The 14,875-nt window shown below is 70.3% G+C and carries 11 protein-coding genes; 3 read left to right on the plus strand and 8 right to left on the minus strand.

Annotated elements, in window-relative coordinates; all coding sequences use genetic code 11:
* Window positions 1–4: 4 nt before the first annotated feature.
* Entirely contained in the window at window positions 5–1,642 is a 1,638-nt protein-coding gene (locus QOZ99_RS15670) for a DEAD/DEAH box helicase (protein ID WP_306890935.1), read from the minus strand.
* A 217-nt stretch (window positions 1,643–1,859) separates the two neighbouring features.
* Here QOZ99_RS15670 and greA point away from each other — a divergent pair, with 217 nt between their 5' ends.
* From greA to QOZ99_RS15685, 3 genes are all read left to right on the plus strand, one after another.
* On the plus strand, window positions 1,860–2,336 hold the full coding sequence (gene greA, locus QOZ99_RS15675; RefSeq protein ID WP_306890936.1) for a transcription elongation factor GreA: 477 nt from the start codon (window positions 1,860–1,862) through the stop codon (window positions 2,334–2,336).
* A 71-nt stretch (window positions 2,337–2,407) separates the two neighbouring features.
* On the plus strand, window positions 2,408–3,532 hold the full coding sequence (locus QOZ99_RS15680) for a metallophosphoesterase family protein (RefSeq protein ID WP_306891034.1): 1,125 nt from the start codon (window positions 2,408–2,410) through the stop codon (window positions 3,530–3,532).
* Window positions 3,529–6,171, plus strand: a complete 2,643-nt coding sequence (locus QOZ99_RS15685) for an AAA family ATPase (RefSeq protein WP_306890937.1) — start codon at window positions 3,529–3,531, stop codon at window positions 6,169–6,171. The genes QOZ99_RS15680 and QOZ99_RS15685 overlap by 4 nt, the downstream gene beginning before the upstream one ends.
* A 134-nt stretch (window positions 6,172–6,305) precedes the next feature.
* Here the strand turns inward: QOZ99_RS15685 and zigA are convergent, their stop codons facing one another.
* The 7 genes from zigA to QOZ99_RS15720 form a co-directional block, all read right to left on the minus strand.
* A complete protein-coding gene (zigA, locus tag QOZ99_RS15690; protein WP_306890938.1) occupies window positions 6,306–7,520 on the minus strand; it encodes a zinc metallochaperone GTPase ZigA in 1,215 nt (404 codons plus the stop codon).
* A gap of 220 nt (window positions 7,521–7,740) precedes the next feature.
* Entirely contained in the window at window positions 7,741–8,406 is a 666-nt protein-coding gene (locus QOZ99_RS15695) for a cysteine hydrolase family protein (RefSeq protein ID WP_306890939.1), read from the minus strand.
* Between the two features lie 45 nt (window positions 8,407–8,451).
* Window positions 8,452–9,393 carry a nitrilase-related carbon-nitrogen hydrolase gene (locus QOZ99_RS15700; protein ID WP_306890940.1) on the minus strand — a complete coding sequence of 314 codons (942 nt, stop codon included), beginning with the start codon at window positions 9,391–9,393 and terminating at the stop codon, window positions 8,452–8,454.
* Window positions 9,378–10,793, minus strand: a complete 1,416-nt coding sequence (hydA, locus tag QOZ99_RS15705; RefSeq protein WP_306890941.1) for a dihydropyrimidinase — start codon at window positions 10,791–10,793, stop codon at window positions 9,378–9,380. The genes QOZ99_RS15700 and hydA overlap by 16 nt, the downstream gene beginning before the upstream one ends.
* Complete coding sequence (locus tag QOZ99_RS15710; RefSeq protein WP_306890942.1) at window positions 10,786–12,861, minus strand: dipeptide ABC transporter ATP-binding protein; 2,076 nt, start codon at window positions 12,859–12,861, stop codon at window positions 10,786–10,788. The genes hydA and QOZ99_RS15710 overlap by 8 nt, the downstream gene beginning before the upstream one ends.
* Window positions 12,862–12,865: 4 nt before the next feature.
* A complete protein-coding gene (locus QOZ99_RS15715; RefSeq protein ID WP_306890943.1) occupies window positions 12,866–13,903 on the minus strand; it encodes an ABC transporter permease in 1,038 nt (345 codons plus the stop codon).
* The gene (locus QOZ99_RS15720; RefSeq protein ID WP_306890944.1) at window positions 13,900–14,853 is read right to left on the minus strand and encodes an ABC transporter permease; all 954 of its coding nucleotides are present in this window, start codon (window positions 14,851–14,853) and stop codon (window positions 13,900–13,902) included. The genes QOZ99_RS15715 and QOZ99_RS15720 overlap by 4 nt, the downstream gene beginning before the upstream one ends.
* Between the last annotated feature and the right edge of the window lie 22 nt (window positions 14,854–14,875).

Consider the following 14,875-nt stretch of genomic DNA (forward strand, 5'->3'; position numbering starts at 1 on the left):
GGGCTCAGCCCGCCTTGATCTTCACCGGACGCAGCAGGAAGGCCGGCAGGTGCGAGGTATCGGCCGGCTCGTCCGCCTGGTGGCGGTCCTGGCGGTGATGCGTCAACGGCGTCACCGGCGCGCGGGACGGCGCGGGTGCGCGCTTGGGCTCGGAGCCCGCCGCCGGCTTGGCGGCGCGGGGCGCCGGTGCCGATGCCGGCGCATCGGCCGCCGGAGCCGCCGAAGCCTTGGCGGCGCGACGGGCCGGCTTGCGGGCCGGGGCGGGGGCGTGATCCTCGGCAACGGCCGCGCTTGCCACCTCGGCGGGGGCCTCGACGGCCGTCTCGTCCGCGGCCTTCTCCACCCGGCGACGGGCCGGACGGGCGCCACGGCGCTCTTCGCTCGCGCGCTCCTCGCGGGCACGTTCGCCACCGCGCTCGCCACGACCGCCGCCACCGCGGCTGCGCTCGCTGCCACGGCGTTCGCTGCCGCCCTCGCGGCGCGGCGCGCGCGGCTCGACCGGCGGCAGGGTCTCCAGCGAGGAGCCTTCCATCCAGTCGATCGAGCGGCCGATCAGCTTCTCGATCGCCGCGACCGACTTGGTCTCGGCCGGGGTGACGATGGTGAAGGCGGCACCGGCGCGGCCGGCCCGGCCGGTGCGGCCGATGCGGTGGACATAGTCTTCCGCGTGGTGCGGCGTGTCATAGTTGAACACGTGGCTCACGGCGGGAATGTCGAGCCCGCGCGCGGCGACGTCGGAGGCCACCAGCAGCGTGGCCTCGCCGGTGCGGAACTGGTCGAGCGCCTGCATGCGCGAGCGCTGGTCCATGTCGCCATGCAGGGCCACGGCCTTGTAGCCGTGGCGCAGCAGCGACTTGTGCACGATGGCGACATCGCTCTTGCGATTGCAGAAGATGATGCCGTTCTGCAACGCTTCCGCATTGTCGATCAGCCGCCGCAGGGTCTCGCGCTTGGCGAAATCCTCCTTGGAGGAAGCGACCAGCAGTTGGGTGATGGTCGAGGCGGTGGAGGAGGGACGGGAAGCCTCGATCTGCACCGGGTTCGACAGGAACTGCGAGACGAGGCGCTGGATTTCCGGCGGCATGGTGGCCGAGAAGAACAGTGTCTGCCGGGTGAAGGGAACCAGCTTGCAGACACGCTCGATGTCGGGGATGAAGCCCATGTCGAGCATGCGGTCGGCCTCGTCGATGACGAGGATCTCGATGCCCGACAGCAGCAGGCGCCCGCGCTCGACATGATCGAGCAGGCGGCCCGGCGTGGCGATCAGCACGTCCACGCCGCGCACCAGCTTGGCATCCTGGTCGCCGAATGAGACGCCGCCGATCAGCAGCGCGACGTTGAGCTTGTGATTCTTGCCGTAGCGGATGAAATTCTCTTCCACCTGCGCGGCGAGTTCGCGCGTGGGCTCGAGAATCAGCGTGCGCGGCATGCGCGCGCGGGCGCGGCCCTGCTCCAGCAGGGTGAGCATCGGCAAGGTGAAGGCAGCCGTCTTGCCCGTGCCGGTCTGCGCGAGACCGAGGACGTCGCGGTGCGCCAGCACATGCGGAATGGCCTGCGCCTGGATCGGCGTCGGCTCGGTGTATCCAGTGTCGGCAACGGCCGAGAGCACCTTGTCGCTCAGGCCCAGTTCGTTAAAAAGCATCTGGGGTCAATTCTGCGGCTGCGCACCGCTCACCGGAGCCCCGAGCCGTAACCGGGGATGGCTGCATCGTCGTCGCGCGGAACGCATCAGTCGGGTATGGTCGGACGACGCGTTGCACCATACGGATAAAGCCCGGAAAGTCAACGAAGTTTACCGATGTCAAGGGTTTGTACGGGCATTTTTGCCCAGCGACGCCCTTTCGGGGGCTGGAGACGCCATGAGCCGTGCCTTCGTCAAGGAAGATAGCGGCGCCGAGGCGCTGCCCGAACGCCCGGTCAGCCCTGAGCGCAATCTCGTCACCCGGCGCGGGCTGGCGCTCATCGAGCAGGAGGGCGCGCGCCAGCGCGAGGCACTCTCCGCCGCCGGTGCGGCGGGTGAGCGCGACCGCGTGGCGGCGGCCTCGCGCGAGCTGCGCTACTGGAGCGCGCGCCGCGCCAATGCCGAGCCGGTCGACCCGCCGGCCAGCGGCGAGGCGATCACTTTCGGCATGGCGGTCACGATCGAGGACGAGGCGGGCCGCCGCCGCACCTACCGAATCGTCGGCGAGGACGAGGCGGACCCGCGCGAAGGGCGCATCGCCTGGATTTCCCCGGTCGCCCGCGCGCTGATGGGCAAATGGGTGGGCGACGAGATCCGCCTGCCGGCCGGAACCGCCGAGATTGTTGCGGTCGATCCCCTGCCGGAGCCGTTCTAGGCACGCCGGATGCTGGACCCCGGCGGCAGAGCGGCTATCCTGTACCCCCGAGCCCGAAAATCAGCGTGTCCGTGTTCCGTTTCATCCATACGAGCGACCTCCATCTCGGCAAGCGCTTCGGCAACCTGCCCGAGGAATTGCGCGGGCGGCTGCGCGAGGCGCGCCATGGCGTGATCGGCCGGCTGGCGGGCGCGGCGCGGGCGAACGGAGCCGGCGTGGTGCTGCTGGCCGGCGACACGTTCGACACCGAGACGCCCTCGCCGGAAATCCGCCGTCAGGCGCTGGCCGAAATGGGCCATCACGCGCCGCTGACCTTCGTGCTGCTGCCGGGCAATCATGATTCGCTGCAGGCCACCTCGCTGTGGAGCGCGCTGCGCGAGGGTGCGCCACCCAATGTGATCCTCGCCACCGAGCCCGTGCCGCTGACGCTGGCGCCCGGCGTGAGCCTGCTTCCGGCGCCCTGCACGACGCGTCGGCCCGGCCGCGACCTTACCGAATGGATGAGCGGCGCGCCGACGCCCGAGGGCGCGCTCCGGCTTGGCCTCGCCCATGGCGCGATCCGCGATTTCTCGGAGGAGGGGAACGCCGCGGAGGTTCTCGCACCCGACCGTGCCGCCCGTGCCGGCCTCGATTATCTCGCGCTCGGCGACTGGCATGGCGCCATCGCGGTGGATGCGCGCACGCGCTACAGCGGCACGCCGGAGCCGGACCGCTTCAAGCATGGCCGGCCGGGCGAGGCGCTACTTGTCCATGTCGCCGCCGCCGGCGCGCTGCCGGAAGTGACGCCGTTCCCCACCGGCTCGTTTGACTGGCGGATCGTGCCGCTGCATCTGTTGCCGGGAGATGACGGCCCCGCGCAACTGGCGGGGCTGCTGCCGGCTGGCCCGCAGCGGCGCCAAAGCCTGTTGCGCATCGCCGCCACGGGCCGGGCGAGCCTTGCCGGCCGCACCGCGCTGGCCGCCGCCGTGCAGCATGCCGCGCCGGAATTCGCCCTGCTCGAATTCGACGATGGCGACCTCGCCACCGAGTGCGAGGCGACCGATCTCGACCTGATCGACCGCGCCGGCGCGCTGCGCGAGGCGGCCGAGACGCTGAGTGCCGCCAGCCTCGATCCGTCGGCGTCGGCGGGCGAGCGGGACACCGCCCGCGCCGCGCTGGTACGGCTGTTCTCCTATTGCCAGAAGATCGCCTCATGAAGCTCGCGGCGCTGCGGCTCTACAATGTCAAGCGCTTCGCGCGGCAGGGCGTCGCCATCGAGGGCATCGGCGATGGCGTCAACGTGCTGTGCGCCGCCAATGAATATGGCAAGTCGACCAGTTTCGAGGCGCTGCACGCGCTGTTCTTCCTGCCGCATACCAGCGTCGCCAAGGATGTGCAGCGGCTCAAGCCCTATAGCGGCGGCAACCCGATCGTCCAGGCGGAGATCGAGGTGGCGCAAGGCCGGTTCCGCCTCACCAAGCAGTTCCTCGGCGGCAAGCGCGCGCAGGTCGAGCGGCTCGATGGTTTCGGCGGCGCGCATCTGGTCGCCCAGGCCGACGAGGCCGAGGGCTTCATCGCCGGCCTGATCCGCGGCGGCAGCGCCGGCCCGGCGGGGCTTTTATGGGTGCGCCAGGGCATTACCGGCCTCGAAGAGCGCAAGAAGAGCGAGGAGGAGGATGAACGCCGCGTGCGCGAGAGCCTGCTCGCCTCCGTGCAGGGCGAGGTCGAGGCGATCACCGGCGGACGGCGCATGTCGCAGATCATGGCGGCCTGCGAGGAGGAACTGGGCCGGCTCGTCACCGCCACATTGCGGCCCAAGGGCGGCGGGCCCTATGCCGCCGCCGCCGAGGAGGAAGCGCGCCTCAATGAGGAGGAGCGGCGTCTGGCCGCCGAGGTGAGGGCGCTGCGCGAGGCGCTGGACCGCCGCGCGGGGGCGCTGAAACGCCTCGCCGAGCTCGGCCATGCCGAGGAGAAGGCCGCCCGCCGCGCCGCCGTGGAGCAGGCGGAGGCGGCTTTCGAGGCGGCCAAGGCGCATGCGCAGAAGCTGAAGGCGGCCGAGGCGGAAGCCGCGCTCGCCCGCGAGCGTCGCGACGCGGCGGTGCGCGAGGTTTCCGCCTTCCGCGAGGCGCTGGAGCAGGCCGGGCGGCTCGGCGGCGAGCTGGAGGCCGCCCATGCGGCGCGCGAGGAGGCGAGGGCGCGGCGCGGCGTGGCCGTGGCGGCGATCGAACAGGCCAATGCCGCGGTGGTGGCCGCGGAGAGCGAGGAACAGGCGATCCGCGACCTTCTCGGCCGGCTGGATGCGGCGCTGCGCGCCCGGCAGGCGGCGGAGGAGCTGAGCGCGCTCGACGCGCGGCTGCGGCAGGGCGAGGCGCTGCGGGCCGGGCTGGAGCAGGGCGAGGCCGCGCTCGCGCTCATCGCGATTGCCGATGCGGCGGTCGACGGCCTGCAGCTGCTCGACATCGAGATTGCCCGGCTGCGCGCGGCCGAGGAGGCGGCACTGCCGACGCTGCGCATGGCCTATGCGCCCACCGCCGGCGCGCCGCTGGTTCTGGACGGGGCGCCGCTCAGCGAGGGCGAGGAGCGGCCGATCCGCGACCTGTCGGAGCTGGATATTCCCGGCATCGGCACGCTGACCCTGCGCTCGCACCGCCCGGACGGAGCCGACCGCGCCCGCCGCGCGGCGGAGCGCAAGCGTGCCGACCAGCTGGCGACGCTGGGCGTGGCGGACCTCGCGGAGGCACGCGGCCGGCAGGCTGCCGCCCGCGCGAAAAGCGCCGAGCTTGACGGGCTGCGGCTGGAACTGCGCCATGTGGCGCCCGATGGGCTGGCGCGGCTGCGCGAGGAGGTGGCGCGTCGTGCCGCCCTTGCGCCGGAAGTGCTGGAGCTCAAGGCCGATCCCGAGGAGACGCGGCTGAAGCTGGCGCAGGCCGGCTTGCGCGTCGGCGCCGCGCGCAATGGCGTGCGTGAGGCGCAGCCGCAGCAGGGGCGGGCCAATGACGCCTTCGTCGCCACGGAAGCGGCGGTGGCGCGGCTCAACGGCGAACTCGCCCGGCTCGACGCGTTTCTCGGTGACGCGGCAGAGCGCCCCGCCCGCGCGCAGCTTCTGGCGCAGGCGCGCGAGGAGCGCGAGGCGCTGTTCGCGCGGCACGAAGCGCTGGCGGTGGCCCTGCGGCAGGCCGCGCCCCATCTTCCCTCCGCCGAGGCGGCGCTGCGCCGCGCGAAATCGGCCGAGGACGCGGCGGCGCAGGAAGAGGGCCGGCTTGGCCGCGAACTCGCCGAGCTGAACGGGCAGATCCGCACCCGCGCCGACGACGCGGTGGAGGAGGCATGGCGCGAGACGGCCGAGGCGCTGGAAGCCGCGCGCGGCCGCGTCCGGGCCTTTGCCGCCGAGGTCGCGGCGCTCGACCGGCTGCGCGCGACCCTGCAAGCCTCGCGCTCGGCGGCGCGCGACCTCTACCTCAAGCCGGTGCTGACCGAGTTGCGGCCGCTGCTCGGCCTGCTGTTCGAGGATATTTCCATCGTGTTCGACGAGAAGAGCCTGCTGCCGCAGACCATCCGTCGCAACGGACAGGACGAGGAGATCGACCGGCTGAGCGGGGGCATGCGCGAGCAGCTCTCGGTGCTCACGCGCCTCGCCTTCGCCCGGCTGCTGGCGCGCGATGGCCGGCCGGCGCCGGTCATCCTCGACGATGCGCTGGTCTATTCCGACGATGACCGCATCGAGCGCATGTTCAACGCCCTGCACCTGCAGGCGCGCGACCAGCAGATCCTGGTCTTTTCCTGCCGCCAGCGGGCCTTTTCCCGGCTCGGCGGCAATGTGCTCGCCATGACGCCATGGCAGCCGGAGACCGCCTGAACCGCGCCTGAGGCCGCGCGGGGCGGCAGCGCGGCGCGCCTTGGTGTGCTTTGGAGAGCTTTGGAGAGCTTTGGGGGGAGAGGGAGTGCGGGGGCCGGAATGGACCCGGCCGCTTCTGCCACTTTCCGCTCCGCTCAGGCCGGCACGCGTTCCCATGTCGGGAACGGGTCGGGCAGGTGCTTGAACGGCTCGGGGTCGAACACGTTCGGCTTCATCGGGCCGATGAGGCAGGCGTCGAGCGCGGCGCGGATCGCCGCCTCGTCCAGGTTCACGCCGATGAAGACCAGTTCCTGCCGCCGGTCGCCATAGCCGGGCGTCCAGTGCTGGCGCAGCCAGGAACGCCAGTCCGGCTGCGTCGGCCAGTGCTCGGTGGGGATCGCCGCCCACCATTGGCCGATCGAGCCGGTGCGGCAGATGGCGCCGGCCAGCGACATTTCCCCCACCCGGCGCGGGCGGGTCGCCAGCCAGAACAGGCCCTTGGCCCGCACGAGGCCCGGCCAGGTGCGGGCGAGGAAGGCGTCGAACTTCTCCGGGTGGAACGGTCGGCGGGCGCGATAGACGAAGCTGGAAACGCCGTATTCCTCGGTTTCCGGCACATGGTCCTTGAAGCCGTTCAGCTCCTTGAACCAAGTCGGGTGTTCATGGGCGGCCTCGAAATCGAACCGGCCGGTGCCGAGAATGTCCTTGAGCGGCACATGGGCCTGATCGGTCTCGATGAGGCGCGCGTCGGGGTTCAGCGCCTTCACCACGGCCCGCACTTCCGCACGGCGGGCGGGGACGACGTCCGAAACCTTGTTGAGCACGACGACGTCGGCGAACTCGATCTGGTCGGTCAGCAGGTCGACCAGCGTGCGCTCATCCTCCTCGCCCGCCGTCTCGCCGCGATCGCGCAGGAAATCGCGGCAGCCGAAATCCTTGAGCAGGTTGGCGGCATCCACCACCGTCACCATCGTATCGAGCCGGGCGACGTCGGAGAGTGAAAACCCGTCCTCGTCGCGGAACTCGAACGTGGCGGCGACGGGCAGCGGCTCGGCGATGCCGGTGGATTCGATCAGCAGATAGTCGAAGCGCCCCTCGGCCGCGAGCCGGCGCACCTCGGCGAGCAGATCGTCGCGCAGCGTGCAGCAGATGCAGCCATTGGTCATTTCGACCAGCTTCTCCTGCGTGTGCGAGAGGTTCGCCCCGCCCGCCCGCACCAGCTCGGCATCGATGTTCACCTCCGACATGTCGTTGACGATGACCGCCACGCGCAGCCCCTCGCGATTGGCGAGGACATGGTTGAGCAGGGTGGTTTTTCCGGCGCCGAGAAAGCCGGACAGCACCGTGACCGGAAGGCGTGAATCGGACATAGGCGCGCGCTCCATGCGTAAAGTGATATAATGTATCACTTGCATGGTGAGCGCATCGGATCAAGCCCGTCGGTGCCGGAGAGAAACGCCGGCCCGTCAGGCCCGGGCCGGTCCGGTGGCCGGTGGCCGGCGGCTGGGCCGGGCGTTGCGGGGCAAAGACCCCGACGGATTCGCGCGAACGGCGGTACCGAATGAGCGCCGGCGCCGGGTGGCGCCCCGTTCACAGGCTGTCGTAGAGTGCGTTCACATCGTCCAGCGCATAGGCGAACTCGACCGGGCGGGTGCAGCGCCAGCCCCCGAAAGCCTCGCCCTCCAGCGCCTTGAGTGCCTCCGGCATTCTGAGGATGCCCCCGCCATAGAGCCGGTTGGCCATGTCGAGCATGCCGGTGCGGTGCATCGCCTCGCTCATGCTGCCGCAGGCCTCCTTCACCAGGAAGACGCGGAAGCCGAGATAGACCGCGTCGAAGGTCGTCGCCGTCACGCAGCTGTCGGTGAGCACGCCGGCCACCACCAGCGTCTCGATTCCGCGCGCCTTCAGCCGCTCCTCCAGATCGGTATGGCGGAACGCGCTCGGCCAGTTCTTGTGGAGGACGATATCGCCATCCTGTGGCGCGACCTCCGCACAGATTTCCGCGCCCGGTTGGCCCGCGACGGCCGAGCGGAACGTCTCGCCGACCGCTTCATCGTGTAGCGCATAGTCGCCGCGTTCCTCGTCCCGCACGTAGAACTGCGCGTGCACGACACAGACGCCGGCTTTCCGGGCCGTCGCCAGCAGCTGCGCGGCGTTGGCGAGGACGCTGTCATAGCCGACGATCGCCCAGGTGGCGCCGGGGCGGTACTCGTTCTGCAGGTCGATGAGGACAAGGGCGGAGGTCGCGGGCGACATGCGGCGCCTTTTTCGTTGCGGGCAGGAGCAGAAGCACGGGCGGATTCAGCCGCCGGCGGGTGGCAGGCGTGGCCCGGCGGTCTGCGCGATGAGCGCGTATTCGGTCGGGCGGCGATAGCGCGCGAAGTCGAAGCCCGCCTTGGCGCAGTCGTCATTCATGGCGAGGTCGGCGCGGTGAACGATCACCTCGTCGCCGAGCGAGTTGGCCAGCGCGACGATTTCCCCGCTGGGGGCGATGATGCAGGAGCCGCCGATCAGCGCCTGTCCCTCCTCGACCCCGGCCTTGGCGGCGGCGGCGATCCACACCGTGTTCTGGTAGGCGCCGGCCTGCATGGGCAGATGGTTGTGGAACATGCGCAGATGCGCCAGCCGTGGGGTCTCGCTGAGCAGGAGCGGCGTGTTGTAGCCGATCAGCACCATTTCCGCGCCGTTGAGGCACAGCATGCGGTAGGTCTCCGGCCAGCGCCGGTCGTTGCAGATCGCCATGCCGATCCGCACCCCCTCGAAGGAAAATACCGGGAAGCCGAGATTGCCCGGCTCGAAATAGCGCCGTTCGAGATGCACGGTCACGCCTTCTTCCGGCTCCTCGGAGCCGGGCACATGCATCTTGCGGTAGCGGCCGATCACCGCACCGTCGCGCCCCGCCAGCACCATCGTGTTGAACCGCCGTTCGCGTCCGTCCTCCACCACGCTCTCGCAATAGCCGAGCGCGAAGCCGACCTTGAGACGCCGCGCCGCCGCGAATAGCGGGGCGGTGTCCGGGCCGGGCATTTCGTGCTCGTAGAAGGCACGGATCTCGTCCGGATCGGTCAGCTCCCAGCGGGGAAAGAAGGTGGTGAGCGCCATTTCCGGGAATACCGCCAGTTCGGCGCCTCCCGTCGCGGCGGTTTCCAGCAGGGCGATGAGCCGCGCCACCACGTCCGCCCGGCTCTCCGCACGGGCGATCGGGCCGGTCTGGCAGACGGCGACGTTCAGGCGGCGAGCCATGGCGTGGTGTCCTCGATGGGCAGGCGGAAGGTGGAGGGATCAAGAGGCCGGCGCGGCAGGAAGCGGCCCTGCGGCGGCCGCTCGGCGAGGCGGCCGTCGGCGACCACGGTTCGGCCGCGCAGCAGCACGGTGAGGGGCCGGCCGGTCAGCCAGCGCCCCTCGAAAGGCGTGTAGCCGGCACGCGAACGCTGCTCGGCGGCGCGGACCTGCCAGCGCGCGGCGGGATCCCACAATACGAGATCGGCGTCGAAGCCGGGCGCGATCGCCCCCTTGCCCTCGAGCCCGTAATAGCGCGCCGCCGCCGCGCCGGCGACGCTGAGATAGCGCGGCAGCGACAGGCGCCCGCTGGCCAGCCCTTCCGAGAACAGCAGCGGCAGGCGGGTCTCCAGTCCCGGTATGCCGCTCACCGCCTTGTCGAAATCCTCCGCCGCCACCTTGTCGGCCAGCGGGCCGGGCGAATGGTCGGAGGACCATAGCGCGATGTCGCCCGCTTCCAGCGCCTGCCACAGCGCGGCATGGCTGGCGGCTTCCCGCCCGGGCGGGCAGAACAGGAAACGCGCGGCGTCCTCCGCCGGCCCGTCCAGCGCGGCGGGCGGCACCAGCACATATTGCGGGCAGGTCTCGCCGGTCACGTCCGTGCCGCGCAGCCGGGCCCGCGTCAGTTCCTCGATCCCCTGCGCCGACGAGATATGGACGATCAGCACGCGCGCGCCCGTCACCTCCGCCAGCGTCGCCACCCGGTGGATGGCCTCGCGTTCCACGGCCGCGCTGTGGGCGATGAGGTGATAGCGCAGCGCCGTGCGGCCGGCGGCGAGCAGCTTGTCGCGGCTGTGCCGGATGATCGCATCGTTCTCGGCATGGATCATCACCGTCATGCCGCGGGCGCGGGCGCCATCCATCAGCTCCAGCATCCGCTCGTCGGAGACGGCGAAGCCCTCATAGGTCATGAACGCCTTCACCGAGGGAATGCCCTGCGCGCAGAGCCAGTCCATCTGGTCCTGCGCGGGGCCGGTCGCCTCCGTGGCGATGGCGTGCAGGCTGTAATCGGCGAAGCTGCGGCCCTCGGCCAGCGCCAGCGAGCGCTCCACCGCCTGCGGCATGGTGGTGCCCGGCGCCGGCATGGCGAAGGGGACGATGGTCGTGGTCCCGCCGAACACCGCGGCGAGGCTGCCGGTGCCGAACCCGTCCGCCCCCTCGGTGCCGCCCCAGCTGGGCTGGTCGAGGTGGCAATGGGCATCGACGCCGCCCGGCAGCACCCAGAGGCCCGCCGCGTCGAGAATCTCCGCCCCTTTCAGGCCCTCGCCCAGCGCGGTGATGCGGCCGCCGTCGATGCCGATGTCGCAATCGGCCCAGCCGTCGGAAAGCCCGACGCGGCCATTGGTGATGACCCGTTCATGCATGATGGGTGTGTGCCTCGTTCAGGCTGTCGGCGGCGATGATGATGGGTTCCATCGCCAGCAGCGTCTCGCGGGGAAGGTGGCAGGCGATGGCGTGGCCCTCGCCGAAGATCTGGGCGGGCGGCACGGTCCGCTCGCACAGGTCCTCGATGGCGTAGGGGCAGCGTGTGGAGAACGGGCAGCCTGCGGGCGGGTTGCTGGGCGAGGGCATCTCGCCCGAGATCACCACCTTGCGCTTGGTGATGGTGGGATCGGCGATCGGCACTGCCGCGAGCAGCGCTTCCGTATAGGGATGATAGGGCGGGGCGAAGATGTCGCCGGTGCGGCCCTGTTCCATGATGCGGCCCAGATACATCACCACCACGCGGTCGGAGAGATAGCGCACCACCGAGAGATCGTGGCTGATGAATAGCAGCGTCGTGCCGTTGCGGCGCTGGATGTCCATCAGCAGTTCGGTGACGGCCGCCTGCACCGAGACGTCGAGCGCCGAGACCGGCTCGTCCGCCACCACCACCGCAGGGTCGCCCGCAAAGGCGCGGGCGATGCCGATGCGCTGCTTCTGCCCGCCGGAGAGCTGGCGCGGGCGGCGCCCGGCGAAGTCGCGCGGCAGCTTCACCATGTCGAGCAGCTCAAGCACCCGCTCGCGGATCTGCGTCTCGCTCATGCGGGCGCCGAACCGGCGCAGCACCCGGGCGATCTGGAAGCCGACCGTCTGGCTGGGGTTGAGCGTGTCGAACGGGTTCTGGAACACCATCTGCAGGCTGCGGATGGTGACACGGTCGCGCTTCGTCACCGGCAGGCGGGCAAGTTCCTCGCCCATCAGCGAGATCGAGCCGGAGGTGGCCTGGTCCAGCCCCATGAGGATGCGCGCGAAGGTCGACTTGCCGCAGCCCGATTCGCCCACGATCGCCAGCGTCTCGGCCTCCCGCGCCTCGAAGGTGAGGTCCTCGTTGGCGCGCACCGTGTGGTAGCGCTTCGAGAGCCCCTCGACTTGCAGCACGGTGCGGCCGATCGTCGTCTCCTCGCGCGTCACCGCGCCGGCCGGCGGCGCGTCCCAGTCGATCTCGGCGATGCGCCGGCAGCGCGAGGCGTGGGTGCGCGACACCTGCGCCATCGGCACGGCGGCGTCATCGCAGCGCCCCGGCTCGAAGAACGTGCAGCGCGGCCCGAAATAGCACCCGCGCGGACGGTTGGTCGGCGAGGGCAGCTGGCCGGGAATGGTGACGAGCGGCCGGCTGGCCTTGTCCGCGCTGGGCACGGGGATGGAGGCGAACAGCCCGCGCGTATAGGGATGGCGGACCTGGCGGAACACCTCGTCCACCGGCCCGGTCTCCACCGCCTCGCCCGAATACATCACGGTGAGGCGCTGGCAGGTCTCCAGGATAAGGCCGAGATTGTGCGAGACATAGAGCATCGCCGTGCCGAACTCGGCGGAGATGTCGCGGATGAGGTCGACGATGCCGGCCTCGACCGTCACGTCCAGCGCCGTGGTCGGTTCGTCCAGCAGCAGCACCTTCGGGTTGGCGAGCAGCGCCATGGCGATGACGATGCGCTGCTGCTGCCCGCCCGAGAGCTGGTGCGGATAGGCCGCGAGGATGCGCCCGGCATCGGCGAGCCGCACCCGCTCCAGCATGGCGGCGGCGCGGTCGAGGGCGCTTGCCCGGTCGAGGCCCTGATGCACGGTCAGCACTTCGGCGAGCTGGCGGCCGATGCGCATGGTCGGGTTCAGCGAGGCCATCGGCTCCTGGTAGATCATCGCGATGTCGGCCCCGCGCACGCGCCGCAGTTCCGCCGGCGAGAGGGTCAGCAGGTCGCGTCCATCGAACAATACCTGCCCGCCGGTGATCCGCCCGTTGCGGCCGAGATAGCGCATGATGGCGAGCGCGATGGTGGACTTGCCGCAGCCGGATTCGCCGACCAGCCCGTGCGCCTCCCCGGGCATGAGCGTGAGATTGAAGTCGACCACCGCCGGCACCAGGCCCGCCCGCGTCTCGTAGGAGACCGAGAGATTGCGGCATTCGAGGATCGGGGAGGGACCGGCCGTCGCGGCCTGCGGGGGGTGCGTGTCCATCGGTTCAATCCCTCAGGCTCATCTCGCGCAATCCGTCGGCCATCAGGTTGAAGCCGAGGATCAGGCTGCTGACCGCCACCGAGGGCACGATCATCATGTAGGCGAACTTCCACAGCAGCGCCGAACTGGCGGCCTCCTTGATCATCAGGCCCCAGTCGGGATCGGGCGGCTGCAGGCCGAGGCCGAGAAAGGTCAGCGTGGTGATGGCCACCGTGGTGTAGCCGAGCCGCAGGCAGGCATCGACGATGAGCGGCCCGCGCACATTGGGCAGGATCTCGACCACCATGATCCACGGCGCGCTCTCGCCACGCGTCTGGGCGGCCTGGATGTAGTCCCGGGTGGATTCAACCAGCGCCAGCCCGCGCACGATGCGCATGATGCCCGGCGCGGAGGAGAAGGTGACGGCGAGGATGATCGAGAAGCCGCTCTGGCCGAGAAAGTTCAGCACCAGGATGAGCAGCACCATGACCGGGAAGGACAGCAGGATATTGGCGATGAAGGACAGGATCTCGTCCCACCAGCCGCGCAGGTAGCCGGCCATGAGGCCGAAGGCGACGCCGACGACATAGGCGCAGGCGGTGGCGGTGATGCCCCACACGATCACCCGCTGCCCGCCCCACAGGGTGCGCGAGAGCATGTCGCGTCCGCGCATGTCCGCGCCGAGCCAGAAGAAGTGCCCCGCCTTCGCCGTGAAGGGTGGGGTGAAGGGGGCGATCGGGCGGTTCGGATCGACCAGCGGCAGGTAGGGCGCGGCCACCGCCATGAGGATCCAGAACATCACCAGCGTGAGGCCGATGCGGGCAATGGCCGATTCCCGCCACGACACGATGCCGAGCCCATAGAGAACCAGCGCCGCCGGGATCGAGGGGATCAGCGCGGCGGCATGGGCCGGGCCCAGCGCATCGGGAAACACCACATAGGCGACCAGCGAGCACCAGACGAGCGCGAGCAGCGCCACCACCACCGGCAGGCGGGCGATTGTCGGGCGCCACGATGCCCGTTCGGGATGGGTTGTCGGCACGGGAGGGGAGGAAAGCGTCATCCGGCCGCTCCCACGCGCGGGTTGAGGAGGATATAGGTGATGTCGGACAGAAGCTGCGAGATGACCGCGACGGCCACCGCCACCAGCGTGGCGGCCTGCAGCACCGCGATATCGCCGAACATCGCCGCCTCGTAGAGCATCCGGCCGAAGCCGGAATACTGGAAGAACACTTCCACCACGACGACATGCGACAGCAGCCAGTTGAGCTGCAGGAAGATCAGCGTGAAGGGCACGATGAGCGCATTGCGCAGCGCGTGCCCCATGATGACGTGCGAGCCGGCGAGGCCCTTGAGCACGGCGGTGCGGATGTAGTTGGCGGACATCACCTCCGCCATCGAGGCGCGGGTCATGCGCACGACGTAGCCAATGTCGTAGATCAGCAGCGTCAGCAGCGGCAGCACCAGTTCGCGGAAGGAGAAGCCGCCCACCATGGCGGATTTCGCCGGCACCCAGCCCAGCCCCAGGCTGAGGAACACCGTGAGCAGCACCGCCGTCGCGATCTGCGGGATCGAGGTAGTGACGACGGCGACGATGGAGATCACCCGGTCCAGCCGCCCGCCCTCGCGCATGCCGGCCAGCACGCCGAGCGTGAGCGAGATCGGCACCATGAGCACGAAGAAGCAGGAGGCCAGGATGGCGGTGCGCTGCAGCCGGTCCGCCAGCAGCGTCGACACCGCCATGTTCTTCTCGATGGAGCGGCCGAGGTCGCCCTGCATCACATCGCCGACCCAGGTGACATAGCGCGACAGGAACGGCTCGTTCAGCCCCTTCTTTTCCAGCCACCCCTCGTAATCCGCCGCGTTCAGCGTGGCGACGCCGAAGCCGCCCAGCTCGGACACGGCAATCTGGCGACGGAACTGGTCGGTATCGAAGATCGCGAAGAGCAGGAGCGAGGTCACGCCCATGATCAGGAGCATCTGCCCCAGCCGCTTTGCGATGAGCCTCGCCATCGATCGGTCTCTCTTCGGTTCG

This window comes from Ancylobacter amanitiformis (assembly GCF_030814815.1).
Classification (GTDB): Bacteria; Pseudomonadota; Alphaproteobacteria; order Rhizobiales; family Xanthobacteraceae; genus Ancylobacter; species Ancylobacter amanitiformis.